The sequence below is a fragment of the Nocardia grenadensis genome, assembly GCF_050942415.1.
GTDB classification, from domain to species: Bacteria; Actinomycetota; Actinomycetes; order Mycobacteriales; family Mycobacteriaceae; genus Nocardia; species Nocardia grenadensis.
Genome location: NZ_CP192054.1, coordinates 4,315,801 through 4,341,428, shown reverse-complemented (window position 1 = coordinate 4,341,428; position 25,628 = coordinate 4,315,801). Strand labels below are relative to the sequence as shown.

Genomic DNA, 25,628 nt, shown 5'->3' with positions numbered 1-25,628 from the left:
CGACTGATGGCACGCGAGCACGAGCCACCCGTACGGGAGCGCGACAGAACCCGGGTCGCCACCGGCGACCGGGCGCGGTCCGGCCGGGACGACGAACGGCATATCCGGGACGGCCGGCGCGGATCCGGCGCCGCCGAAGGGCACGATCCCGAACGCTCGCGGGCCGATCGCCGAACCCGCACCGGGCGCGACGGCGCGGCGGGCACCCGGGAACGGGCCCGCCGCAACCGGGTCGATACGGCCGCCGACCGGGCAATGGGCACACCGGAGTTCGACAAGGCGGCCCGCCGGGCGAAGGCGCGGGCCGAGAAGCGCCGGCAACAGGGCCCGCCGCTGCTCGACGCGGCCACCCGCTCGCGGCTCGAGGAGGTGAGCCGGGAAGGCGCGGGTATCCGGGCCGCCTGGGCCACCTTCCGGATCCGTACCGACGATATCCGCCGCCGTAACTACGCCGCGCGCGCCGAACAGGAATACCAGGACGGATTCGACCGCCAGACCGCCCAGTTGACCGACCGCGGGTTCGCCGGGGCCGGCGGTGGCCGGATGAACGTGGTGGGCCGCCCGGTCGAGTACCGGGCCACCACCGCGCAGGTCGCGGGGCTGTGGCCGTGGTCGGTCGGGGCCGGCGCACCGCTGATCGGTACACCGCTCGGTTCCCATCTGCACACCGGGGCTCCGGTGTGCTTCGATCCGATGAACTGGTTCATGCGCGGTAGCTTCATCACCGCGCCGAGCCTGTTCGTGCTGGGCCTCAACGGCTTCGGTAAATCGTCGCTGGTGCGGCGGATCGTGCTCGGTGGGGTCGCGCAGAACATCACGCCGCTGGTGCTCGCCGATGTGAAACCCGATTATCGGCGGTTGGTGGAACTGGTCGGCGGTCAGGTGATCGATCTCGGGTACGGCCACGGCAAACTCAACCCGCTGGCGGGCGGCGTGCTCGGCGATATCGTGCCGCGGCTGGGGGAGCATCCCGAGTTGCAGGTGCAGGTGCTGCAGGATCTGCGGGCCCGGCAGGTGACACTGATCGCCGGGCTGGTGGAACTGGTGCGTGGCGCGCGGGTACGCGATTACGAGGAGACACTGATCTCCACCGCTCTGCGGATCCTGTACCGGCCGGGCAGCGGATTCACCCCCGACCAGCCGCCGATCATGGAGAATCTGCTCGAGGTCATTGTCGCCGGCGGCGAGGAGATGATGCTCGATGCCGGTGCCGACAGCCCCACCGAGTACCACGAGGCGATCCGCGGATTGCGGCGGTCGCTGCGGGCCCTCACCCAGGGTCCGTTCGGCGCGGTGTTCAATGGGCAGACCTCGGTACCGATCGATACCGATTCGGTAGCGGTTTGCATCGACGTGTCCCATATCCCGAACGGGGACAAGAAGCTCAAGGCCGCCGTCATGCTGGCCTGCTGGGCCGACGGATTCGCCGCCGTGGAGGCAGCGCATACGCTCACCGACGCGGGGATGGCCCCGCAGCGGTACTTCCAGGTCGTGATGGACGAGCTGTGGCAGGTGCTGGGCCTGGGCGATTTCATGGTCGACCGGGTCGACGAACTCACCCGTCTGCAGCGCGGTATCGCCACCGCCCTGATCATGATCAGTCACACCATCAAGGACCTGCAGTCGTTGGGTTCGGAAGCGGCCATCGCCAAGGCCCTCGGTTTCCTGGAACGGGCCCGCGCCAAGATCTTCGGCGCCCTGCCCGCCGAGGAGATCAAACGGCTGGACAGCACGGTGCCGTTCACCGCGGCCGAAGAGGAGATGGTGACCAGCTGGTCGGCGCCACAGGCGCTGACCGGTGAGGCCCTCAGGCCGGGACAGGTCAGACCGTCGCCACCGGGCACCGGCAAGTTCCTGCTGAAGATCGGTGAGGACCGGCGGCCGGGAATTCCCTTCCATATGGAATTCACCGCGGCCGAGAAACTCAGCGGGATCCACGACACCAACCAGCGTTTCGAGGAATTCACCTCCTATCCGGGGCGCTATGCGGCCGAGCAGGCCGCGGCGCCGGACAGTACGTATCCGGTAGGCGGGAGCAATTCATGATGCCGCATCGGTCCTATCGCCGGGTCTCGCCGGAGGTCCGGGCCGCCGCGGTGGAACAGGTGCTCGCGCTCACCGGCAAGCTGCGCAGCGAATCGGAGGCGTGCCGGTTGGTCGCCGAACAGATCGGGGTACACACCAATTCGGTACGCAACTGGGTGCGCGCGGCGGAGGGACCGAGCCTGGAGCGGATGGACGCGGCCGCCCTGCGCCGCAAGGTCGCCGCGTTACAGCAGCAATTGGCGGCGGCCGCGGAGGTGAACCGCGCCCTGGCCGACACCCTCAACGAAACCCGGCGCGAGACGTGAACCCCGCGGGAGCGCGGTGAACGCGAAATCGGTGCTGTGGACCTGCCTCGGTCTGGTACTCGGTCTGATGACGGTCATCCTCGTCATCGTGATGCCCGCCGTGGACGACCCGTGTGAGGGCGGATCGGTTATCGACCCGAGCCGGGCGACGCTGCCGCCGCTGGGCGGGTACCCACCCGGCGACCCGCGTGCGGCCGCAGCGACGGGAATACCGGACAGTGCCACCGTCAACCCCACCGCGACCGCGACGCCCTCGCTGGCCGCCGGCGCGGGTCCGCTGGGCCGCAGTTGGCCGATGGCCGCCGGCACCTATTCGGTCTCGGATGTGTTCGGTTCGCGCGGTGGCGGGCACAAGGGTGTCGACCTGGCCGCGCCGGACGGCACCCCGATCTTCTCGGTGGCCGACGGAGTCGTGGTGGCCGCGGGACCGGCCTCCGGTTTCGGGAACTGGATCGTCGTGGATTCGGTCGACGCGGGCAACGGGCGCGCGTATTCCGCGGTGTACGGACATATGTGGGACAGCGGGGTGCTGGTGCGGGTCGGCCAGACCGTGCAGGCCGGCCAGCATATCGGTGCGGTGGGATCGGCCGGTGAATCCAGCGGGCCCCATCTGCATTTCGAGATCGTGCCGGGTGGCCGGTTCACGGGCGGCCGGCAGATCGACCCGCTGCCCTGGCTCGACGGCGCACCCACCCCTGATCTGGGTGGTGCCCGTGCCTATTCCACCGATCCGGCCTGTGTGCGCGGTTTCGGCACGCCGGGTGGGGCATTGGCGAATGGGAAGGTGCCGCCGGAACTGGAGATCTGGTACCGCCGGGCGGGGTCGCTGTGCCCCGAGGTCACCCCGTCCCTGCTGGCCGCGCAAGGGCGGCAGGAGTCCGGTTTCCGGCGCGGGCTCACCTCGCCCGCGGGCGCGCAGGGGCTCGCGCAGTTCCTGCCCGGCACCGCCGCGAGTATCAATCCCGACGACGGTCAGCCGTATGTGATCGATGCCGACGGTAACGGGGTGGCCAGCGTATGGGACGACGGTGACGCCATCGTCGGGCAGGGCCGGTACATGTGCGCGATCGCGCACAAGATCACCGGCTGGCTCGGCGAGGGGCGGGTGCAGGGCGATGTGGTGGCGTTGACGCTGGCCGCCTACAACGCGGGCGAGGGCGCGGTGCTGGCATCCGGCGGTATGCCGAACCAGGTGGCCGCGCACTACTCCGAAACGCAGCCCTACGTCACCAATATCCTGGCCATGGAAGCGGAATACCGCGATCCGGGAGCCGCGGGCCGTTTCACTCCCGACACCGAGGGGTCGGCCGGTGACCAGGTGGTCCAGGCCGCGCACGAATGGCTGGGCACGCCCTACGTGTGGGGCGGCGGTGGCCCGCAGGGGCCCAGCGGCGGCGGGCTCGACGGGCCGGGCCTGACCTCGGCGGCGATATTCGCCGCCTCGTCCGGTGCGGTCTCGCTGCCGCGCACTGCCGAACAGCAGTGGGAGGCCGGGACCGAGGTGCCGGTCGCCAAGGCGCAACCGGGGGATCTGGTGTTCAGCGAATTCGGCCCGCGCGGACCCGCGCGGGTCGGGATCTACAGCGGGAACGGGCAGATGATCCAGGCGGCGCCCGCGCTGACCGCGGACTCTCCCGGTGGGGTGGCCCAAACCGCCGTACCCGGCGACGCCCGGACGAGGAGGGTGCTGTGAACACGCGCGGATCGGCGCCGTTTCCGAGGTCCGGGCGGTTAGCCTGGAACGAGAAGACGAGTGCTGGTGCGGGACTGGTGGTGGTGCTGATGCTGGGCATCACGGTACTGAGCGGATGCGGCGGCAGTGGCGAGGACGTGGGATCGGGTGGCACCGTGGCCACCTCTACCCCCCGGCGGCTCGAGGCCGTGCCCGCCCCGGACCCGGTGACCCCGGATGGGGTCGCGGTGGTGGCCCTGCGCGAGATCTATCAGTGGGAGCCCGCCACCGAGGTTCCGGGTGACTCGCTGAAACGCGCGCGGAAATGGCTGGGCCCCAGTCTGGTCCGGGTGCTGGACGCGTCGACCGCCCGCGCCGGCGCGCCGGCGGTCTCACTGCGGTGGGGCGACTGGGCGGCGGCCGGGGCGCGGGTGGAGGCCTTCACCTTCGCCTCCGGCGACCGGCCGCCGGCCGGGCCGGATCCCGGTGTGCAGCAATTCAAGATCGGAATCGAGCAGACCGTCGTCTATCCGGACGGCCGCGAGGAACCCCTGGCGCCGTCCACTGTCATCGCGACCGTCGTTCGTACGCCGCAGGGTTGGCGTCTGGACGGCTACCGGTGACCCGGCAGGCACCATTCAGGAGGCAGTAATGGCCAAGAAGAAACCGGTGAAGGACCCGGCCGCGATCGGGCCCGATCTGACCCTCATCGCGATCTACGTCGGCGGCGCCGTCCTGGGAACCCTCTGGGTGGCCCTGCATCTGGGCAATATGCTCTCGTTGCGGAAGCAGGACATGCCGGTCAACCCGATCGATATCATCGCCGGGATGGTCAAGGGTGAGTTGCACTGGCCCACCGGTACGACGGTGATCCTGCTGCTCGTCCTGCTCGCGCTGGCCCTTTTCGTGCTGTACCGGCGCCGGGCCACGGCCAGACGCCTGGTGGGGCGCCTCGCGGTGGACGACAAGGCCGACGTGATGGGCAACGGCGGCGCCATCGCCGCCCTGACCGAGGCCGGCGTCCGGGAGAAGGCCCAGAACATGGGCGTCAAGCTCGGCTACAACGACGCACCCGGGGTGCCGATCGGCGTCGCCGTGGCCGACGGCACGATGCTCTACGGCTCCTATGAGGATCTGCATTTGGACATCTGGGGCCCGCGGCAGGGTAAATCGACCTCACGGGTCATCCCGGCGATTCTCACCGCCATCGGCCCGGTCCTGGCCACCTCGAACAAACGCGATGTGGTCGACGCGACCCGCGATGTCCGCGAGGCCAAGGGCAGCCGCACCTTCGTCTTCGACCCGCAGGGTGTGGCCGCTGAAGAGCCCACCTGGTACTGGAATCCGCTGGCCTGGGTGGACGCGAACAGCGACGGCTGTGAGATGCGGGCCGCGCGCCTGGCCGGCCATTTCGCCGACAGCGACAGCGGTTCCGATTCCCGCAACGACGCCTTCTTCGATCCGGAAGCCGAGGATCTGCTGGCCGGACTCTTCCTGGCCGCCGCGATCGCGAAGAAGCCGATCACCCAGATCTGGGAATGGGTGACCGATCCGCAGAACATCGAACCGATCAAGTTCCTGCGCGATGCGGGCCACGATTTCTCCGCCTCCGGTCTGGCGGCACAGTACAACGCCGACCCGCGGACCCGCAGCGGTATCTTCGGCACCGCCAAGAAGATGGTGCGCTGCCTGAAACTGCGCAATGTGCACAAGTGGGTCACCCCCCACGACCCGGAGAAGCACGAGCCGGCCCGGGCCCAGTTCGACGAGCTGGAGTTCATCGAGAAGAACGGCACCCTCTACAGCCTATCGCTGGAGGGCCGCGGTTCGGCGGCCCCGCTGGTGAGCGCGCTCACCGAGGCCGTGATCGATGTGGCCATGCGCAAGGCGTCGCGTTCGGCGTACGGACGCTTGCCGATTCCGCTGCTGGCGGTGCTGGACGAGGCCGCGAACGTGGTCCGGTGGAAGGACCTGCCCAAGCAGTACAGCCACTTCGGCTCGCGCGGCATCGTGGTCATGACCGTGCTGCAGTCCTGGGCGCAGGGCGCTCGGTGCTGGGGTGACGATGGAATGAACGCACTGTGGTCGGCGGCCAATATCAAGGTGCTCGGCAGCGGTGTCGACGACACCAACTTCCTGCGGGAACGGTCCGAGGCCATCGGTGAACACTCCGCCATTTCCGCCTCGGTCTCCGAATCCAAGGGCGGTAAGAGCTATTCGCGGTCGCTGGGGTCCTCCAAGACCTTCACCGTGCAGGCGCTGGCGACGCTGCCGCGCGGCCGTGCCATCGTGTTCTCCTCCGGGGCCCCACCGGTGCTGGTGCGCACGGTGCCCTGGTGGGAGGGCGATTACGCGTCCGCGGTGAAGAAGTCCATCGAACAGCACGACCCACAGCGCAAGACATTGGTCACCGATCTCATCGGTTCCCCCGCGCTGGTCAAGGAGAAACCCGCGGAGCCGAACCACGGCCCGGCGGGCGCGCCGACGATCTTGGACAAGAAGCCGGCGGGCGCACAGACGGAACCGGATAACGGTCCGGGCGGAACACCACCGGGTCCGGAGAACGGGCCGGGAGAGAGGCAGGAGGTTCGACCGCTGTGACCGAGATTTCGCGAGAGCAGCAGATACCGACCTACAAGAACGTGGTGGAGTTCGTCGAGAACTACCTCAGCGTCGTCTACCGCCGGCAGGTCAGCGATCTCAGCGATACCGTGTGGTGCCCCGAGTGGTGGAAGCATACGGAGGCCATCGCGCGCCTGGACGCGATGTGGCGGGCCTGGGAGCATCTGCGGCAGGACGGCGCCACCGGTATGAGCGTTTGGTTCCTCGACCACGCCGACCAGCACATGGCCGTACTCCTCGACCCGAAGGGCCCGTTCAAATATTGCAGTGTGCGCAACGGGCACAAAGACATGCTGGTGCCTCTGCCGCTGACGGCTCCACCCGATGGAATGTTCAGCGATCCGTTCGACAGCACCGAGGAGACCGAGGTGCCCGCCCGGCCGGCCGGTAGCGAAGTCAAGAGCTGACGACCCGCCGGCACCGGATACCGAGAACGCCCGTCCAGCTGGACGGGCGTTCTCCGTATCCCGACCGGAACTCCCTGCCTAGCGGCTGCGTTCGAGGCCTCGGGCGAGCTCCTGCTCCCGGGCGCGTTGCACCGACGGCGCCCGATCGGGCCGGTTGCGTACCGCCTCGCTCGGCGGGGTGGCCTGTCCGACCTCGACCAGCATCCGGGCCGCGGCCAGTTCGGGTGCGACACCGATCTTGGCCAGATGCGCGGCCAGGGCCGCCCGCCGCTCCACCGAGTCGTAGCGCACCGCGTCCGCCGCGCTGCTCACCTGATCGGATTTCTCGGCGAACGAACTCATCGAGAAGCGGTCCTTCTCGAGTTGGACGCCCCGATAACCGGGCGTTTCCCGGTGCGGTACCGAGGTACCCGGTGGCCCGACCTCCGCGACCGACCGTGAAATGGTCTGGGCCAGGGCGAGGTTGCGCGGATCCTTGGCCTTGGCGTCGCGCGCCTCCCGGATCTGCAGCTCCCGGGCCTCTTTCACCCGGGCCTCGGTCATCTTGACCCGCATCTCGGCTTCACGCTGGCCGCGTTCCCGGGCCTTGAGCGCGACCAATGTCGCGATCTGCAACATCGTCTTCATCATGGCCGCGGTTTCCCGGCCGATGTCGTCCAGTTCCTCGGACATGGCTGCTCCCCGATACTGCGGTGTGCACTATTGGATGTTGTGGTGCTCCGGCGTAACGGACCGTGCCGGCGGATCGGGATCCACCGGCCGGCCCGCGGAACCGCCCGGCGAAGGTACGCCCGGCGCGACGTGAGTACCGGGAGAACTCGCGAGCGGTGCCCCGGCCCGGAACTGCGGCCGGAGAACACGACTTGGTCACGCGCACTCCCTTTTTCGAGATTACCCGAGAAATGGGGGCTCAGTCTTCGCAACGTTGCGCCGACCAGCATATATCGCCGGAAACCGAGGTGAGCGGAACGCGCCCGGCGCCGGGGCCGCCGGAATCAGTCGATTCGCACCGACTTCAGCGTGACCGGCTGCGTGGGTTTACCGTCGCCGGGACCGTTGGATTCGTCCTGGCCCTGACCGGCGATCTTGTCCAAGGTGGCCAGGCCGCCCTCGTCCACGGTGCCGAAGATCGTGTAGTTCGGCGGGAGCATCGAATCGCCGTACACGATGAAGAACTGGCTGCCGTTGGTGCCCGGTCCGGCATTGGCCATGGCCAGCACGCCGCGTCCGTAACTGATCGGCTGCTGCAATGCCGGATCGTTCGGCGCGAACTGATCGGTGGGGTACTCGTTGTCGAATTCGTACCCCGGGCCGCCGGTGCCGGTGCCGGTCGGGTCACCGCACTGCAGCACCTTCAGACCTTCACCCTGGGTGAGCCGGTGGCAGTCGGTGCCGTCGAAATAGCCCTGGCCGGCCAGGCTGGCGAAGCTGTTCACCGTGCACGGCGACTCGGCGTTGTTCAGCGTCAGCCCCAGCGGTCCCTGGTTGGTGTCCACGCTGATGCTCAGTGAGGAGTTGCCGTCACCGGTCTGGATACCCTCCGCGCGCGGCTTCTCCACCGGCTTGGAGGCGGGTTCCGCGCTGTCCCGGTAGGTGCAGTTCACGCTGGCCGGTTTGGCGGCGGCGGGCGGTGGCGGGGCCGCGCCCGGTGTGCTCGACAGCGAGGCATCCGGGGTCTGCGAGGCATTGGAGGCCGTATCGGCGCTCTCGCCGCCGCGGGTCAGAAAGTACACCCCGGTCACCGCGGCGATCACCACGACGACCCCGAGCGCCGATCCGGCGATGGTCAGTTGTTTACGCTTGCGCGCGCGTTCGGCCCGGTTGGCGAGCTGTCGTTCCAGCTTGCGTTTCGCCGCCGCTCGGCGTTGTTCGTTGCTGGGCACTACCACGTTCCTCCCGTGCGGCGGCCGGGCCGGCAGGCCCGGCCGGTCGCGGCTGGTCTGTTGCTTCCGGCACTAGAGTCTGCCATCTTCGGCGCCCGGCACCCGGATATCGACCGGACCGGCCGCCTCGGGGCGCGGGTAAGGCGGAACCGGTTGGACTCGACCGGGGCGGGTGGGGGAAACTGGTTCACCGTGACCAAGACCAGCAGCTTCTCCGCCCCGAAGGGGGTGCCGGATTACGTTCCGCCCGGTTCGGCCGAGTTCGTCGCGGTACGCGACGGTCTGCTCCGGGCCGCCCGACTCGCCGGGTACGGGCATATCGAGCTGCCGGTCTTCGAGGACACCGAACTGTTCGCCCGGGGTGTCGGCGAGTCCACCGATGTGGTGAGCAAGGAGATGTTCACCTTCTCCGATCGCAGCGAACGCAGCGTCACTCTCCGCCCCGAGGGCACCGCCGGGGTGATGCGTGCGGTGATCGAGCACGGCCTGGACCGCGGCCAGCTACCGGTCAAGCTGAGCTACGCCGGCCCTTTCTTCCGCTACGAGCGGCCGCAGAAGGGCCGGTACCGGCAGTTGCAGCAGGTCGGTGTGGAGGCCATCGGCGTAGACGATCCCGCCCTGGATGCCGAGGTCATCGCGATCGCCGATGCCGGATTCCGCAGCCTGGGCCTGAGCGGGTTCCGGTTGGAGATCACCTCGCTCGGTGACGAGACCTGCCGCCCGCAGTACCGCGAGCGGCTGCAGGAGTTCCTGTTCGGACTGGACCTCGATGCCGAGACCCGGCGCCGCGCCGAGATCAACCCACTGCGCGTGCTCGACGACAAGCGGCCCGAGGTCCGGGAGATGACCGCGACGGCGCCGCTCATGATCGACCACCTGTCCGAATCCGCGAAAACCCACTTCGACCAGGTGCTCGCGCACCTCGACGCGCTCGGTGTGCCCTATGTCCTGAATCCGCGCATGGTGCGCGGGTTGGACTACTACACGAAAACGACCTTCGAATTCGTGCACGACGGCCTGGGTGCCCAGTCCGGGATCGGTGGCGGCGGCCGCTACGACGGACTCATGGCCGAGCTGGGCGGGCAGGCACTGTCCGGGATCGGCTTCGGTCTCGGCGTCGACCGCACGATCCTGGCGCTGGCCGCCGAGGGCGTCACGGCGGGTGATCCGGCCCGCTGTGAGGTGTTCGGTGTCCCACTCGGCGAGGCGGCGAAACAGCGCATGGTGGTGCTGGCCGGTGAACTGCGCGCCGCGGGGGTCCGGGTGGATCTGGTCTACGGCGACCGCGGGGTGAAGGGCGCCATGAAGGCCGCGGACCGGTCGGGGGCGCAGTCCACCCTGATCCTGGGCGATCGCGATCTGGCCGAGGGGACCATCGGACTGAAGGATATGCGGACCGGGGACCAGCGGCAGATCGCCCTCGACGCGATCGTCGCCACGCTGACCACGCGGTAGTCCGATCGGCCGCCACGGGGCCGGAGCGAGCTCCGGCACCCGCCCCGGAGGGAATCGTCCGGCGGAACACCGGTCGCCGGAACCGAGCGATTGTGCAATACGCGCGGTCCGAAGGCTCGTAGTACTGTCCGGTGGACCCTGTTCCCGGACCGAAATGCGCGCCGTGACCGATGCACCCCCACCCGACCCCGACCAGCGAATCGGGCTGGACCTTGTCGCCCCCGAGGTCTATGGCCCGGTGCTGCGGCGGCTGGCGCTGGTCGCGGTCGCGCTCGCTCTCGGGGCAGGCGTACTCGCCGGATTGCTGTTCGGCCCGCCGGTGGGGTTGGTGGCGGCATTGGTCGTGGCGGTACCGGCTGTCGGATATGTCGTGGCAGTCCAGCGGCGGCGGTTGTCGCTGCACGGGGCCGTCGTCGAGGCCCGCACCCTGCTGGGTACCCGGTCACTCGATATCGCGGCCGTCACCGGCGTGGAATTGCTCGTGTACCCGGGACGGCTCAGCCGCCTGGTACTGCGTCTCACCGCCGGTCCCGACCGGCAGATTGTCCCGCTGGCCATGTACACCGACGCCGGCAGCGGCCGCGAGCTGCACCTGCTGGGACTGCGGCGGCTGGCGGACGCCTTGACGCGCAGTGCACTGCCCGCGGGACTGGCGGTCGCCGACCTACTCGTCCATCAGCTCCGCGCCGAGGCCCGCGACGCACCGCTGCCGCAGCGGCCGCTGTACCGGGCGGTGAGGCTGACCCGGGCCAAGGACTACGTCGCTCCCATCGTGCTCACCGACCAGGAGATCGCGACCCTGTACTGAGCGCGGCCTGGTGCGCTCAGCCCACCGTCCAGGTCTCGGAACCGGTGAGCAGGTTCTGCAGCGAATCGCCGGCCACCGGGAACCGTTCCCGCGCCGCCGCGGTCTGGGCCCGGACGCCGTCGTCGTAGGTGGGCCGGTCCACCGCCCGGAAAACTCCCGTGACCACATGGTCCAGGTCCTGATCGGAGAGCCGGGACAGCGCGTAAGCGTACTCGGGATCGTCGGTATCCGCGTCGTGCACCACGATCTCGTCCTCGGGCACATTCGCCGACGGCACCACGGCGAGACCGAAACCTCTGCGCACCACGGCGTATTCACCGTCGGCGCCGAACCGTAGCGGTTCCCCGTGGCGCAGGCGGATCAGCCGGGATTCGCTGTCCCCGCGGCGCAGCACGTCGAAGGATCCGTCGTTGAAGATCGGGCAGTCCTGCAGAATCTCCACGAAGGAGGTGCCGCGGTGTGCGGCCGCGGCGCGCAGCACCTCGTTCAGGCCGGTGCGGTCGGAGTCCAGGGCGCGGGCGGCGAAGGTCGCTTCGGCGCCCAGGGCGACCGATAGGGTGTTGAACGGGTGGTCCACCGAACCCATCGGGGTCGATTTGGTCACCTTGCCCGGTTCCGAGGTGGGGGAGTACTGGCCTTTCGTCAGGCCGTAGATCCGATTGTTGAACAGCAGGATCGTCATATTGACGTTACGGCGCAGCGCATGGATCAGATGGTTGCCGCCGATGGAGAGGGCATCACCGTCGCCGGTGACGACCCAGACCGAAAGATCCGGGCGGGTCACCGCCAGACCGGTGGCGATGGCCGGCGCGCGGCCGTGGATGGAGTGGATACCGTAGGCGTCGAGGTAGTAGGGGAAGCGGCTCGAACAGCCGATTCCGGAGACGAACATCAAATTCTCCCGGCGCAGGCCGAGGTCGGCGAGGAAACCGCGCACGGTGGCGAGGATGACGTAGTCGCCGCAGCCGGGGCACCAGCGCACCTCCTGGTCGGAGGTGTAGTCCTTGGCCTTCTGCGGGCCGTCGGCTGTCGGCACCCCGGACAGCCCGGAGACCGGTGTGAGTCCCAGCTCGGTGCTGGTCAGCGATGTTTCGATAATGGTCATGATGCGCCCCCGTCCGTGCGATACGTGGCCCGGGCCCGTGCGGCGCGGGCCTTGTCGTGCTCGAGTCCGGCCAGGGTGCCGGCCAGTGCCGCGTCGATGACGTCCACCAGTTCCTGGGCGGCGAACGCCGTACCGGCGACCTTGGTCCACGGTTGGACGTCCACCAGGTACTTCGCGCGCAGCAGCATGGCCAGCTGGCCGCCGTTCATCTCCGGGGCGACCACTGTGGGGTACCGGCGCAGAATCTCACCCAGACCGGGCGGCAGCGGGTTGAGATGCCGCAGATGCAGCTGGGCCACTCGGCCGCCCCGGCGCCGCACCCGCCGGCACGCCTCACCGATCGGTCCGTAGGAGCTGCCCCAGCCGACCACCAGGACCTCGGCCGCACCGTCGGGGTCGTCCGCCTCGGCGGGCGGCACGGTGATCCCATCGATCTTGGCCTGCCGCAACCGCACCATCAGATCGTGATTGGCCGGATCGTAGGAGATATCGCCGCTACCGTCGGCCTTCTCCAGACCCCCGATCCGATGGGCCCGGCCCGCCGCGCCCGGGACCGCCAGCGAACGCGCCAGGGTTTCCGGATCACGGGCATAGGGCCGGAACTCGCCCTCCGCGTCGGTCTCGAAGCCCGGGTCGATGGGATCGAGGTCGGTGACCGACGGGATGGCCCACGGTTCGGAACCGTTGGCGATCGAACCGTCGGACAGCAACAGCACCGGCGTTCGGTAGGTGAGGGCGATCCGCGCGGCTTCCACCGCGATGGCGAAACAGTCGGCGGGTGAGCGTGGCGCCAGCACGGCTACCGGCGACTCGCCGTTTCGTCCGTACAGCGCCTGCAGCAGGTCGGCCTGCTCGGTTTTGGTGGGCAGCCCGGTGGACGGGCCGCCGCGCTGCACATCGATGATCACCAGCGGAAGTTCGGTCATCACGGCCAGACCGATGGTCTCGCTCTCGAGTGCCAGGCCGGGACCCGAAGTACTGGTGACCCCCAGTGCGCCACCGAGGGATGCGCCCAGCGCGGCACCGATCCCGGCGATCTCGTCCTCGGCCTGGAAGGTGGTGACGCCGAAGTTCTTGTGTTTGCTCAGCTCGTGCAGGATATCGGAGGCCGGGGTGATCGGATAGGTCCCCAGGAACACGGGCAGGCCCGCCAGCGAACCGGCCGTGATCAGGCCGTACGCCAGCGCCGTATTACCGGTGATCTGCCGGTAGGTGCCGGTGGGCAGGACCGCCGGGGCGACGCTGTAGGTGGTGGCGAAGGCCTCGGTGGTCTCGCCGTAGTTCCAGCCCGCCCGGAAGGCGAGAATATTGGCCTCGGCGATATCCGGTTTCGCGGCGAACTTCTCCCGCAGGAACTTCTCGGTACCGCCGATGGGGCGCCCGTACATCCAGGACAGCAGACCCAGCGCGAACATGTTCTTGGCACGCTGGCCGTCCTTCTTGCCGACCCCGGTGGACTCGGTGGCGGCCAGCGTGAGCGAGGTCATCGGTACCCGGTGGACCACGAACTCGCCGAGGCTGTCGTCGGCCAGCGGATCGGTCGTGTACCCGACCTTGGTGAGGCTGCGTTTGGTGAACTCGTCGGTGTTGACGATGACGGTGCCGCCGCGCGGTAACTCGCCCAGATCGGCCTTCAACGCCGCCGGGTTCATCGCGACCAGTACATCCGGCTGATCGCCGGCGGTGAGGATATCGTGGTCGGCGATCTGGATCTGGAACGACGACACACCCGGCAGCGTCCCCTGCGGTGCCCGGATCTCGGCCGGGAAGTTGGGCTGGGTGGCCAGATCGTTGCCGAAGGCCGCCGCCTCATGGGTGAACCGGTCGCCGGTGAGCTGCATACCGTCGCCCGAGTCGCCCGCGAAGCGGATGACGACACGGTCCAATACCGCTGTGCCGGAATCGTTCCCGGGGGATTCGGTCTCGGGGCGGCCGATGTTGTCGTGGTGCGAAACCATATGCGTGCTTCACTTCCTCGTCGAAATGAGCTGCCGGTCGCCAACCTACCCCGGCGCGGGGTCGCCGCGCCGGAAAAGCGTACGGCCGGGTCGGCGGCGGAAGCGGAACGAGGTGTTCCTGCGTCGTGCTTGTCTGATACCACCAGGGTAGATGCGCCGAGGCGGGAGGTGCTACGACCTGGGCCCCGCCGTATGCGGCCCATCGGAGGAGCCCGCCTCCCGGGCATGGGCTGCTTCTCCGCCCGGAGAGGCCGGTCGATACCGCTGCGGATCACCGACCTCGTCCGCGGCACGCGCACGTTCGAACGGTACGTCGGCGTGTTCGAAGGCCGGTCTATCCGGTGTATCGGCAGGTTGTGCCCCACGACGTGACCGCACTCGCCCACCCGCAGTGGCCGGGAGACGCGGCACCGGGCCCGGTCAGGCGAAGAGCTCGAGCTGGGGGGCCGTCCGGGGCTCGGCCGGGGGAGGAATGCGGGGTTCGGCTTCGCGTTCGGGGAGTAGGCGGTGGCGCTCCAGGAGCGGATCGATACGTTCGCGCAACCAGCCGGCGTATTCGGGGGCGACCATCGCGCCGCGCCGGTACAGCTGGCGGTAGCGGCGCAGCAGTGCCGGATGGTGTTCGGCCAGCCAGCCCAGGAACCAGCCCCGGGTGCTGCCGCGCAGGTGCAGCGGCAGCACGACCGCCGACGCCGCACCGGCCGCGGCCAGCTCACCGAACAGTTCGTCGAGTTGGGACCGGCCGTCGGTGAGGTACGGGATCACCGGCGCCACCATGACGTTCACCGCGAAACCCGCGTCGCTGCAGGCGCGCACCAGGTCCAGCCGGGCGCGCGGCGACGGGGTGCCCGGTTCCAATCCGCGATGCAGCTCGGGTTCCAGTAGGGCCAGCGAGATACCGATATGCACCGGCACCTCCCGCGCGGCCAGTGTCAGCAGCGGCAGATCCCGGTGCAGCAGGGTTCCCTTGGTGAGGAGGGAGAACGGCGTCCCGGAATCGGTGAGCGCGCGGATGATTCCGGGCATCAGCCGATACCGGCCCTCCGCGCGCTGGTAGGGATCGGTGTTGGTGCCGAGCGCCACTTTCTCGCGGTGCCAGGACCGGCGGGTGAGCTCGCGCCGCAGCACGGCGGCGATATTGGTCTTTACGACGATCTGGGTATCGAAATCCGTTCCGGCGTCGAGATCCAGGTATTCGTGCGACCCGCGCGCGAAACAGTAGCGGCAGGCGTGCGAACAACCGCGCATCGGATTGACCGTCCACCGGAACGGCAGATTCGATTCGTCGGGGACCTTGTTCAGCGCACTCTTGCAGAGCACTTCATGGAAGGTGATGCCGTCGAATTCGGGAGTCTGTACGGTGCGGGCGAATCCGGCCCGGTCCAGTCCGGGCAGCGCGCCGTCGTCGGCGTCCAGGGTTTGGTTCTGCCACCGCACCGGACCAGTCGAACACGCGTTCTATGCGCTGTCAAGCAGTCGGGGTGAAATCCGGCAGTGGGGCGTGCGGGTCGGCGAAGAACGCGACCAGGTCACGTACCGTGTCATCGATGGGGCGTGGTCGGTAGCCGAGTTCCCGGCCGGCCTTGCCGTGGTCGACCAGCGGCGCCGAAACCAGCGCGCCGAGCGCGGCCTTGGAGACGATATCGGTGCCCAGCCGCTTACCGATCGGCTCCATCACGGGAATGAGGCCCGAAACGAGTTTCGGGGAGATGGAGAAGCGCGGCCCTTTCTTCCCGCCGTGCCGGGCGGCCATCCGGCACAGATCGAGCATGGAGATCATCTCGCCGCCGATCAGATAGTTCTCCCCGGTCCGGCCGTGCTGACCGGCCAGGACGAGGCCGCGCGCGACATCGCGGACGTCCACCAGGTCGAAACCGCCGTCGATCATGGCCGGGATGCGGCCGCGCGCGGCGTCGCGCAGCGAGCGGTTGATACGCGACAGCGGGCTGCCGTGATCGGCCGGGCCGAAAACGCCGGTGGGATTGCAGATCACCGCGTCCAGACCGGCGTCGACCACCGTGCGCAGGGCGATCTCGCCGGCCCATTTGGAGCGGTCGTATACGGGCAGGCCCGCGTCGGTGGACCGCAGTGTCGTCTCGTCGATATCGCCGCCGCAGCTGTACTGATCGAAGGCGTGGATCGAGCTGGCGTGCACGAACCGCCGTACTCCGGCCGCATGGGCGGCCTCGGCGACCACGCGCACGCCCTCGGTGTTCACCCGCCAGGCCATATCGTGTTTGTCGGCGAGGGTGATTACCGCGACCAGGTGATAGACGATCTCGACGCCGTCGAGCGCGGCCCGCATGGATTCGGGGTCCAGGACGTCGGCGCTCACCCAGGAGATGTTCGCCGCACCGGGTTGCCGAGGCGCCACCCGGTCGATGGCGACGATCTCGTCACCCCGCTCGGCGAGCAGCGGGAGCAGATTCGTACCCAGGTAGCCGGCTGCGCCGGTCACTGCGACCTTCATGGGACGAGAATATAGAACTCGTTCTAATTTGCAACAGGTTCTAGTTTAGCGCGGCCGTCGTGTCTCGTGTGCGGCAGGTCGAGTGGGCTATATTCGGGCGGCAACCATTCGGTGCCGCAAGGGGTGTGCGTCGTTGCGGCATACGACACGTTCCACACGGTGACCACAATGATGTTCACGAAGAATCAGGGGGGAGCCCGATGAGTGATCTCTCGGTAGCGACCGAAGCGCTGCGAGCGTTCGGAATCACGAATTCCGGAATCGGGACCGAGATCGCGGCGGCCGGCAATATCGACGCCGTGGCCAATGTCGCCGCCCTCACACCGGTTTTCGGTTTGATCGGTGCCGACTATCTGGCCATGTTCGCCGCCGCCCAGGTGTTGCAGGCGCGCGATATCAACGATCTGTCGGCCAAATACCAGAAGCTCTCGGAGGCCGCCTTCACCTCCGCCTTCAACTACGACGCCACCGACGACGGTACGGCCGGTGTGCTGGGCGCGGCCGGGGGCGGCCTGTGAAACCGCTCGACACCACCGCCTCCGCGGGCCTGATCGCCCCCGAGCTCCGGCAGGCGGCCCCGGACGTCCCCGTGAATGTTCCGGAAACGGCTGTGCCGGCTGTCGCGCCCGACCCGGCTGCCGCCGTTCAGGATATTCCGCTCGCTCGGCTGCCCGAGGGCGAGCAGCCCGTCGACGCACCGGAATTCGTGCTCTCCCGGCGAATCTCCGACGATGCGGCACAGACCGGCGTACCCGCGGTGGGTCTGCCGGGGCTGTCCGGTGCGGGCGGGGAGGCGTCCGGAGTGCAGGACATCCTTTCCGGTGCCGCCACGGAGGCCTCCGCCCGGGCGAACGAGCTGCTGGGAGTCGTCAACGAGGCCGCGGCGCCGGTGCTGGAGACCGCCGAGGGCGTGCTGGGGCAGGTGCTGAACACGGCCACCGGCGGGAGCGCCCCCGCCGGTGCCGCCGCCGCGGCCGGAGCCACACCGGCGGCGGCCGCCCCGGCATTGCCCGCCGATCCGGTGGGAGCGTTGCTCGGTGGCGCCGCCCTACCCGCCCTGCCCGGTATCGATGTGCTGTTCCAGCCGATCCGTGACCTGCTGAGCAGTTTCGGCACCGGGGTCATCGGCGCCCTGGATCCCACCGCGATCCTGAGCCAGTCCTCCCAGATCATCGAGGTCGCCATGAGCGTGGGCAAGAGCAGCCTGACCGCCATGGGACAGGTCTGGGAGAGCGACGCCGCGCAGACCGCGCAGACCGCCGGGCAGGAGGCCAACGACTCCGGGCTGCAGACCAGTCGGCGCGGTATCGATATCGCCGCCCTCACCCAGGCCGCCGCCGCGGTTGTCCAGCAGGGCAACGCGCAGCTCAACACCATCGCCACCTCGTTCCTGGGGCAGGCGGTCGCACTCGCCCCGGTGGTCATGACGCCGCCCGCCCAGACCGCCCTCATCGCCTCGGCGACCGAGCATCTGGGGCAGGCCGTGATCGTGGCCAACGCCACCCGCGGCGATCTCGCCGGGAAGACGGCGGAACTGGGCGGAATGGTGCAGAACCTGCTCGGTGTGGACGGGCAGAAGGCTGCCGAGGTCGCGCAGAATGTGGCGCAGAGTGTCGGCGAGCCGATCATGCAGCAGGCGCAGAGCATGGCCTCCGACACCTCGGCACTCGAATCGGCACTGGGCACCGGCGACGACCCGGCCGCCACCACCCTGGCCGGCCTGCACTCCGGGAGCCCGAGCACCACGCCCGGCAGCCCCGGACTCACCACGGGAAGCCCGGGGCTGTCCACCGGTTCGCCCGGCGGGACACCGGGTACGCCCGGTTCGCCGTCGCTACCCGGGCTGCCCGGGGCGAGCCAGACGCCGCTGACGGGTGTGGTCCGCCCCGGTGTGCCGGTGACGGGTATGCCTTCCGCCGCCACCACGCCCGCGTCCAGTTCGTTCATGGGGTCACCGGGCGGCGCCGCGGGGCAGCGCAACAATGACGACGAACACTCCCGCACGGTCGATCCCTACCGGAGTCCCACCGGTAACGACGACCTCACCGGACCGCTCGGTGAATCCGCGCCGGAGGTCATCGGCGCGGTGGACGCCGATGCGGACGCGGGCTACGACAACCAGTTCTGAGCCGGCCGTCCCGGCGGGTCAGCGCAGGCTCGCCGGGTTGCTCAGATCGCCGGCAGAATAGGTGTCGCAGGCCGCCACCTCGCCGGTGCGGTATCCGGTGAGGAACCACTTCTGGCGCTGGTCGGAGGCGCCGTGTGTCCACGCCTCCGGGTTCACCCGGCCCGTCGCGGCTTCCTGGATCCGGTCGTCACCGACCGCGGAGGCGGCCGACAGAGCATCCTGGATATCGGTATCGGCCAGCGGCATCAGCAGCGGTGTATCCGACCCCGGCGCGGGCGTCTTGTCCGCGTAGTGGGCCCAGAGACCCCCGTAGCAATCGGCCTGCAGTTCGGTGCGCACCGCGCCGGACTCCGGGCCCCGGGGATCCTGTTGCGCGCGGCCGATATCGCCGAGCAGGTTCTGGATGTGGTGGCCCACCTCATGCGCCACCACGTACTCCTGGGCCAGCGGCCCACCGCTCGCCCCGAACCGTTCCACCAGCTCCTGGAAGAAACCGACATCGAAATAGGCGGTCCGGTCGCCGGGGCAGTAGAACGGGCCCACTGCACTGCTCGCGTACCCGCAGCCGGTGGAAATGCCTCCGGTGAACAGGCGGATAGCGGGTTCGGCGTAGGCGACACCGGTCTGTCCGGGCAGTTCCGCCGACCAGACCGAGTCCAGGCTCTGTGCGGTGAGCACCACCCGGCAGTCCACGTACTTGTTGGCATCGGCGCCGGTGCGGCAGTGCTCGGGAGTTCCGGCGGTCTCCCCGGTGCCCTGCTGCGCATCCTCGACCCCGGTGAACTGGCCCAGCATCGATCCCGGGTCCCCGCCCAGCAGCAGGGCCAGCACCAGGACGATCAGGCCGCCGGCGCCACCACCGAGGGCGATTTTCCCGCCCCGGCCCGGGCCCGGGCCCGATGAGGCGCGACCGGGGTCGATCTGTGATCCCTCGTTGAAGGTCATGGCTGATCCCGTCTGTGAACGTGTTCACCGCAGCGTGCTCGGGTGCTCGCAATATATCCGTTTACGTCCGCTCGGCGCGGCCCACTACGATGGCAACCGCATCCGGAGGCCGTCCCGGTGTGCTCCGACCGTCGAAAGGAATACCGTGCTGCGCACCCACTTGGCCGGTTCATTGCGAAGTGAACAGGCCGGTCAGACCGTTACCCTCTCCGGTTGGGTGGCACGGCGGCGGGACCACGGTGGCGTGATCTTCATCGATCTGCGCGACGCGTCCGGGGTGGCGCAGGCCGTGTTCCGCGAAGGTCCGGCGGCGGAGCAGGCGCACCGGCTGCGGGCGGAATACTGTGTGCGGATCGTCGGCGTGGTGGAACAGCGGCCCGCGGGTAACGAGAACCCGGAACTCCCGACCGGCGCGGTAGAGGTTGATGTCAAAGAACTCGAAGTCCTCAACGAGAGCGCGCCGCTGCCGTTCCAGCTCGACGAACAGCCCGGCGAGGAGGCCCGGCTCCGGTACCGCTACCTGGATCTGCGCCGCGAGGGTCCCGCCCATGCCATCCGGCTGCGGTCCAAGGTCAACGCCGCCGCCCGCGCGGTGCTGGCCCGGCACGAGTTCGTCGAGGTCGAAACTCCGACGCTCACCCGGTCGACCCCCGAGGGCGCCCGCGACTTCCTGGTGCCCGCCCGGCTGCAGCCCGGTAACTTCTACGCCCTGCCGCAGAGCCCACAGCTGTTCAAGCAGTTGCTCATGGTGGGCGGTATCGAACGCTACTTCCAGATCGCGCGCTGCTACCGCGACGAGGATTTCCGCGCCGACCGCCAGCCCGAGTTCACCCAGCTCGACCTGGAGATGAGCTTCGTCCGGCAGGAGGATGTCATCCTGCTGGCCGAGGACATCCTGGTGGCGCTGTGGGACCTCGTCGGGTACCGGATCCCCACGCCGATCCCGCATATGACCTACGCCGAGGCGATGCGGCGGTTCGGCAGCGATAAACCGGACCTCCGCTTCGGGGTCGAGATCACCGAGTGCACCGACTACTTCGCGAACACCCCGTTCCGGGTGTTCCAGGCGCCCTATGTCGGTGCGGTCGTCATGCCGGGTGGTGCGAGCCAGCCGCGGCGGCAGCTCGACGCCTGGCAGGACTGGGCCAAACAGCGCGGCGCCAAGGGCCTGGCCTATGTACTGGTGGGCGAGGACGGGACCCTCACCGGACCGGTGGCCAAGAACCTGACCGAGGAGGAACGCGCCGGCCTGGCCGCGCACGTCGGCGCCGAACCGGGAGATTGCGTGTTCTTCGCCGCGGGTCCGGTTAAGGCGCAGCGGGCGCTGCTGGGTGCGGCCCGCTCCGAGATCGCCCACCGGGTGGGGCTGATAGACGAGAACGCCTGGTCGTTCGTCTGGATCGTGGACGCCCCGCTGTTCGAACCGGTCGCCGACGCCACCGCGAGCGGAGATGTCGCGCTCGGCCATTCGGCGTGGACGGCGGTGCACCACGCGTTCACCTCGCCGAAGCCGGAATCGCTGGACACCTTCGACACCGATCCCGGCGCCGCGCTCGCCTACGCCTACGACATCGTCTGCAACGGTAACGAGATCGGCGGCGGCAGTATCCGTATCCATCGCAAGGACGTGCAGGAGCGCGTGTTCGGGGTGATGGGCATCAGTGAAGCCGAAGCGCAGGAGAAATTCGGCTTCCTGCTGGACGCGTTCGCCTTCGGCGCCCCGCCGCACGGCGGTATCGCCTTCGGCTGGGATCGCATCGTCGCACTGCTGGCCGGCCTCGATTCCATCCGCGAGGTGATCGCCTTCCCGAAGACCGGCGGCGGTGTCGACCCGCTCACCGACGCGCCGGCGCCGATCACCGCGCTGCAGCGCAAGGAAGCCGGTCTCGACGCCGCACCCCAGGTCAAGGAGAAGGGGGCGGAGAGCAACGGCGCGGTGCACGCCGCGGCTCCGGCCGGCGGCGCCTAGGGCGCTACACGGGTGAAACCGGGCCCCCGGTGAGCGTGCGATACGCGTAGGTGACCGCGATCGTCGCCACCGGGCCCGCAACCAGCAGGCCGAGCCCGCAGGCCAGCAGACCCAGTACCGTCACCACGATCACGGTGAGCACCAGGAGCAGCACCCGTACCGGGTCCCGCAGCACGAGCAGGAAGCTGGACTTGATGGCCTCCACCGGGCTCTGTCCCTGTTCGATCGCGAAGTGCAGCGAGAACATGCAGCCGATCCCCACCGCGATCCCGGGGAGCAGGCACAGCGCGGAGGCCAGGGTGGTCGCGAGGAAGGCGAGCAGCGCGGTCAGGAACGCGTTCGCCATACTGCCCAGATAGAAGTAGGAGCCGAAACCCGGCCGATAACCGTCGGTTTCGTACAGGGCCCCCCGCACCATGGCAGCCTGTAGCAGCCACAATCCGGCCATGACAGCGGCGAATATCAGGAACAAGGCGAGTGCCGAGCGCGGCTCCACCGTCCGCACGACCAGACAGACCAGCAGATAGATGATCAGGCCGAGCGAGGTGACCGCGACCCACGGGCCCGGGTTGAGCTTGAACTTCTCCAAGCCGTAGCTGAGCGCATGGCCGATATCGAGCCGGCCCGGGAACCCGGTGCCATAGGCCTGATAGCCGTAGGTTCGGATGTTGGGATCCGGTCCGGTGCCGGGCGGGCCGTACACCGGCTGACCGGAGACATCGCCGGCTTCGGTGGTGCCGTGTGGTGTGGTGCCCGCTGGGCCCGGTGTGCCGTCGGCCCCGGGCGGTGGGGCGTGGCCCGGGGCGCCGGACGTTTCCGCCCCGGTGCCCTGCCCGGTCGCGGGCGGTTTGCCGGCCGGTGGTGGCGTACCGGGGAGCGGGGTGTCGCTGCTCACCACGGCGCTGCCGCCCGGGGGCACGGGGGCGGGCCGCCGACCACCCGGGGCGGGGGGCTGCTCACCTGCCGGATCGCCGGGAGAGGCCGGGGCGGAACGCGGTGTGTCGGTCACGCTGGCATACCTTTCGACGCAGCTGGTTTCCGGTGTGGCGCACAGCAGTTCAGATCGAGAAAACCCGACCGGCACAGCAGTGTCAAGCAGGCCGGTCGAGCGGCGGGGAGCGCGGCGGACACGCCGAACGACACGGAAAGGTTGTTCAACCGCTCGCTAGAAGTGACCGAATGCGAGTAACTTGAGGTGCGATGACTGCACTACTGGCCGAACGAGCCACCGAAGTCGTATCCGCAGCACAGCAGTTGCTCACAAAGCGAATGGGTGCTCCGGTGAAGCTGAGCGACCCCACCGAACTCAGCGGCAGTGGACGGACGACCGTCCTCCGCGTCCGGGTCGCCGAGAACGCTTTCTCGCTACCCCGCACCCTGATCATCAAGCAGGTGCGCGGGTCGGTCTCGGACCCGAAGAACGTGACCGTCACCCCGGGTGTGGCGAGCGTCGATTCGGCCTTCCTCCGGGAGGCGGTGTCCTACCAGTTCACCACCGCGCTGAGTCGCGGGGAGCGTCCCGGCGCCTACCTGATCGCGCACAGCCTGCCCGACCGGTTGCTCGTCCTCAGCGATCTCGGGGAGAACACCAAACTCACCGATGTGCTGCGTTCGGGGACCGAACCGGCCACCCGCAATGCCATGATGGCGTTCGCGCAGGCGCTCGGCCGGATGCACGCCGCCACCGTGGGCCGAGAACCCGATTTCGTGGCTCTGTTGCGCCGTGTCGATGTCGTGCACCGGGTCGACGGAATCGCCCAGCAGGCGGAGGCCGCGGTCGCGGAGATGCCCGCGCTGCTGCGGAGCGAACTCGGCATGGAGGTTCCCGACGAGGTGAGCGAACAGATCGCGCATGGCGCGCGCCTGTTCACCGGCGGCCGGTTCCGGGCGTTCAGCCCGTCGGACCTGTGCCCCGACAATGTGATCCTCAACGAAGAAGGCGCCCGCATCCTCGACTACGAATGGGGCGGGTTCCGGGACGCCACCCTCGATATCGCCTACGCACTGGTCTCCTTCCCCGGATGCCTCTGCGATATCGAACTCTCCCGCGAACGAGCCCTGCAGATGGTGGAGGCGTGGCGCGCCGAAGTGGTCGGCGTCTGGCCGGCCCTCGCCGACGACGCGCTGCTCGCGGACAAGATCCTCGAGGCCCGGCTGATCTGGGTATGGCTGAGCACCTACTGGTTCCTCCCGGCCGACCACGCGCGCATCGCCGCCGCCCGCGAACACGGCCTGTCGGTACCGCGCTCGGACGCGCTGCTCAACCGGTGGGCCGGTCTGGCCGAGGACGCGCGATGCCTCGGTAACGACGCCGTCGGTGATTTCGCCGAAGCCGTCTGCGCGGTCCTCGACGAACATTTCAGCTGAGTAGGCCCCGGCACCGCCTGCGCTCCATGGGCGCCGGCTCCGCCCCGGGATGCTGTACGCGTGCCGGACGGAGTGTCGGCGGCGGGCGGTACGGTCGCTGGCATGAGTGACGGTCTATTCGATATGCCCGGTGCGGGGGCGCCGGATATCGCCTTCACGGGCGAGACCGCACGGGACGGCGGGGCGCGTGCCCCGCTCGCGGTGCGGATGCGGCCCGCCTCGCTCGACGAGGTCGTCGGGCAGCAGCATCTGCTGGGCCCCGGTTCGCCGCTGCGGCGGCTGGTGGAGGGGTCGGGCGCGGCGTCGGTGCTGCTGTACGGGCCGCCCGGCACCGGGAAGACGACGCTCGCGTCGCTGATCTCGTATGCCACCGGGCGCCGGTTCGAGGCCCTGTCGGCACTGTCGGCCGGGGTCAAAGAGGTACGGGCGGTCATCGATATCTCGCGGCGGCGACTCACCGCGGGCGAGCAGACCGTGCTGTTCATCGACGAGGTGCACCGTTTCTCGAAGACACAGCAGGACGCATTGCTGGCCGCCGTCGAGAACCGCATCGTGCTGCTGGTCGGCGCGACCACGGAGAATCCGTCGTTCTCGGTGGTGGCCCCGCTGCTGTCGCGGTCGCTGGTGCTGCAGCTGCACTCACTCGGGACGGACGATATCCGGGCTGTGCTCGCGCGGGCCATTGCCGATCCGCGCGGTCTGGACGGGCAGTACACGGTGACCGGCGAGGCACTCGACCACATCGTGCGAATCGCCGGCGGTGATGCCCGGCGGGCCCTCACCGCGCTGGAGGCCTCGGCGGAATCCTCGCTGGACGGGACGGTGGATCTCGACCTCGTGGCCGCCAGTATCGACAAGGCGGCCGTCCGCTACGACCGGGCCGGTGACCAGCACTACGACGTGATCAGCGCGTTCATCAAATCGATCCGCGGCTCCGACGTGGACGCGGCGCTGCACTATCTGGCCCGCATGCTGACCGCGGGGGAGGACCCGCGCTTCATCGCCCGCCGCCTGATGATCCATGCCAGTGAGGACATCGGCATGGCCGACCCGACCGCGCTGCAGACGGCGACCGCGGCGGCCCAGGTAGTGCAGCTGGTCGGGTTGCCGGAGGCGCGGCTGGCGCTGGCGCAGGCCACCATCCATCTGGCGACGGCGCCGAAATCGGGCGCGGTGGTCGCGGCCATCGGCGCGGCCATGGCCGATGTGGCCGCCGGGAAGGCGGGCACGGTGCCCGCGCATCTGCGGGACGGGCACTACGCGGGCGCGGAGCGGCTCGGCAATGCCCAGGGCTACCGCTACCCGCACGACGACCCGGGCGGGGTCCTCGCCCAGCAATACCCGCCGGACGAACTCGTGGGCGTGGACTACTACCACCCCACCGATCACGGTCACGAGCGGGCCGTCGGGCCCCGGGTGAGTACGCTGCGCCGGATCGTGCGCGGGCTGCGCCCCGGAAACCCGGCTCGGTGACAATTCGGGTGCGCG

General features: G+C 69.2%; 21 protein-coding genes. 13 read left to right on the top strand and 8 right to left on the bottom strand.

Annotated features, from left to right (window positions below; genetic code table 11):
• The first annotated feature begins 6 nt into the window (after window positions 1–6).
• From ACQPYS_RS19755 to ACQPYS_RS19730, 6 genes are all read left to right on the top strand, one after another.
• Entirely contained in the window at window positions 7–2,046 is a 2,040-nt protein-coding gene (locus tag ACQPYS_RS19755) for a hypothetical protein (protein ID WP_431939647.1), read from the top strand.
• Window positions 2,043–2,351 carry a transposase gene (locus tag ACQPYS_RS19750; protein WP_063040026.1) on the top strand — a complete coding sequence of 103 codons (309 nt, stop codon included), beginning with the start codon at window positions 2,043–2,045 and terminating at the stop codon, window positions 2,349–2,351. The genes ACQPYS_RS19755 and ACQPYS_RS19750 overlap by 4 nt, the downstream gene beginning before the upstream one ends.
• 67 nt (window positions 2,352–2,418) lie before the next feature.
• Window positions 2,419–4,044, top strand: a complete 1,626-nt coding sequence (locus ACQPYS_RS19745) for a peptidoglycan DD-metalloendopeptidase family protein (protein WP_431939799.1) — start codon at window positions 2,419–2,421, stop codon at window positions 4,042–4,044.
• Window positions 4,041–4,646: a hypothetical protein gene (locus ACQPYS_RS19740; RefSeq protein ID WP_431939646.1), complete on the top strand. Its 606-nt coding sequence runs from the start codon at window positions 4,041–4,043 to the stop codon at window positions 4,644–4,646. Before ACQPYS_RS19745 ends, ACQPYS_RS19740 begins: the two co-directional genes overlap by 4 nt.
• Window positions 4,647–4,674: 28 nt before the next feature.
• The gene (locus ACQPYS_RS19735) at window positions 4,675–6,624 is read left to right on the top strand and encodes a type IV secretory system conjugative DNA transfer family protein (protein ID WP_431939645.1); all 1,950 of its coding nucleotides are present in this window, start codon (window positions 4,675–4,677) and stop codon (window positions 6,622–6,624) included.
• Window positions 6,621–7,052, top strand: a complete 432-nt coding sequence (locus ACQPYS_RS19730; RefSeq protein ID WP_245664716.1) for a DUF4913 domain-containing protein — start codon at window positions 6,621–6,623, stop codon at window positions 7,050–7,052. The genes ACQPYS_RS19735 and ACQPYS_RS19730 overlap by 4 nt, the downstream gene beginning before the upstream one ends.
• 78 nt (window positions 7,053–7,130) lie before the next feature.
• Here ACQPYS_RS19730 and ACQPYS_RS19725 read toward each other — a convergent pair whose 3' ends face one another.
• Both ACQPYS_RS19725 and ACQPYS_RS19720 read right to left on the bottom strand, forming a co-directional pair.
• Entirely contained in the window at window positions 7,131–7,724 is a 594-nt protein-coding gene (locus ACQPYS_RS19725) for a hypothetical protein (protein WP_063040019.1), read from the bottom strand.
• A 323-nt stretch (window positions 7,725–8,047) separates the two neighbouring features.
• Entirely contained in the window at window positions 8,048–8,935 is an 888-nt protein-coding gene (locus tag ACQPYS_RS19720) for a peptidylprolyl isomerase (protein ID WP_433490429.1), read from the bottom strand.
• 192 nt (window positions 8,936–9,127) lie between these two features.
• On the opposite strand from ACQPYS_RS19720, the gene hisS reads away from it, so the two are divergent.
• The gene (gene hisS, locus ACQPYS_RS19715) at window positions 9,128–10,390 is read left to right on the top strand and encodes a histidine--tRNA ligase (RefSeq protein WP_431939644.1); all 1,263 of its coding nucleotides are present in this window, start codon (window positions 9,128–9,130) and stop codon (window positions 10,388–10,390) included.
• A 163-nt stretch (window positions 10,391–10,553) separates the two neighbouring features.
• A complete protein-coding gene (locus tag ACQPYS_RS19710) occupies window positions 10,554–11,198 on the top strand; it encodes a hypothetical protein (protein ID WP_431939643.1) in 645 nt (214 codons plus the stop codon).
• 16 nt (window positions 11,199–11,214) lie between these two features.
• On the opposite strand, the gene ACQPYS_RS19705 is transcribed toward ACQPYS_RS19710, so the two are convergent.
• The 4 genes from ACQPYS_RS19705 to ACQPYS_RS19690 all read right to left on the bottom strand — a co-directional run bounded on the left by ACQPYS_RS19705 (window position 11,215) and on the right by ACQPYS_RS19690 (window position 16,731).
• Entirely contained in the window at window positions 11,215–12,303 is a 1,089-nt protein-coding gene (locus ACQPYS_RS19705; RefSeq protein ID WP_433490428.1) for a 2-oxoacid:ferredoxin oxidoreductase subunit beta, read from the bottom strand.
• Complete coding sequence (locus ACQPYS_RS19700) at window positions 12,300–14,261, bottom strand: 2-oxoacid:acceptor oxidoreductase subunit alpha (protein WP_433490427.1); 1,962 nt, start codon at window positions 14,259–14,261, stop codon at window positions 12,300–12,302. The genes ACQPYS_RS19705 and ACQPYS_RS19700 overlap by 4 nt, the downstream gene beginning before the upstream one ends.
• A gap of 420 nt (window positions 14,262–14,681) precedes the next feature.
• Entirely contained in the window at window positions 14,682–15,698 is a 1,017-nt protein-coding gene (locus ACQPYS_RS19695) for an Rv2578c family radical SAM protein (RefSeq protein ID WP_433490426.1), read from the bottom strand.
• A 31-nt stretch (window positions 15,699–15,729) separates the two neighbouring features.
• Window positions 15,730–16,731 carry an NAD-dependent epimerase/dehydratase family protein gene (locus ACQPYS_RS19690; RefSeq protein WP_431939640.1) on the bottom strand — a complete coding sequence of 334 codons (1,002 nt, stop codon included), beginning with the start codon at window positions 16,729–16,731 and terminating at the stop codon, window positions 15,730–15,732.
• 200 nt (window positions 16,732–16,931) lie between these two features.
• Here ACQPYS_RS19690 and ACQPYS_RS19685 point away from each other — a divergent pair, with 200 nt between their 5' ends.
• Together ACQPYS_RS19685 and ACQPYS_RS19680 are read left to right on the top strand one after the other, a co-directional pair.
• Entirely contained in the window at window positions 16,932–17,249 is a 318-nt protein-coding gene (locus ACQPYS_RS19685) for a type VII secretion target (RefSeq protein ID WP_063040005.1), read from the top strand.
• The gene (locus ACQPYS_RS19680) at window positions 17,246–18,859 is read left to right on the top strand and encodes a hypothetical protein (RefSeq protein WP_433490425.1); all 1,614 of its coding nucleotides are present in this window, start codon (window positions 17,246–17,248) and stop codon (window positions 18,857–18,859) included. Before ACQPYS_RS19685 ends, ACQPYS_RS19680 begins: the two co-directional genes overlap by 4 nt.
• Before the next feature lie 18 nt (window positions 18,860–18,877).
• On the opposite strand, the gene ypfJ is transcribed toward ACQPYS_RS19680, so the two are convergent.
• On the bottom strand, window positions 18,878–19,804 hold the full coding sequence (ypfJ, locus tag ACQPYS_RS19675; protein ID WP_433490424.1) for a KPN_02809 family neutral zinc metallopeptidase: 927 nt from the start codon (window positions 19,802–19,804) through the stop codon (window positions 18,878–18,880).
• A 145-nt stretch (window positions 19,805–19,949) separates the two neighbouring features.
• Here ypfJ and aspS point away from each other — a divergent pair, with 145 nt between their 5' ends.
• Window positions 19,950–21,773, top strand: coding sequence for an aspartate--tRNA ligase (aspS, locus tag ACQPYS_RS19670; RefSeq protein WP_433490423.1), 1,824 nt, complete (start codon window positions 19,950–19,952; stop codon window positions 21,771–21,773).
• A gap of 4 nt (window positions 21,774–21,777) precedes the next feature.
• Here the strand turns inward: aspS and ACQPYS_RS19665 are convergent, their stop codons facing one another.
• Window positions 21,778–22,782 (bottom strand): hypothetical protein, encoded by a 1,005-nt coding sequence (locus tag ACQPYS_RS19665; protein ID WP_433490422.1) that lies wholly within the window; start codon window positions 22,780–22,782, stop codon window positions 21,778–21,780.
• Between the two features lie 191 nt (window positions 22,783–22,973).
• On the opposite strand from ACQPYS_RS19665, the gene ACQPYS_RS19660 reads away from it, so the two are divergent.
• Both ACQPYS_RS19660 and ACQPYS_RS19655 read left to right on the top strand, forming a co-directional pair.
• Window positions 22,974–24,140 (top strand): hypothetical protein, encoded by a 1,167-nt coding sequence (locus ACQPYS_RS19660; protein ID WP_063039999.1) that lies wholly within the window; start codon window positions 22,974–22,976, stop codon window positions 24,138–24,140.
• A gap of 102 nt (window positions 24,141–24,242) precedes the next feature.
• The gene (locus ACQPYS_RS19655) at window positions 24,243–25,613 is read left to right on the top strand and encodes a replication-associated recombination protein A (RefSeq protein ID WP_063039997.1); all 1,371 of its coding nucleotides are present in this window, start codon (window positions 24,243–24,245) and stop codon (window positions 25,611–25,613) included.
• Window positions 25,614–25,628: the final 15 nt, after the last annotated feature.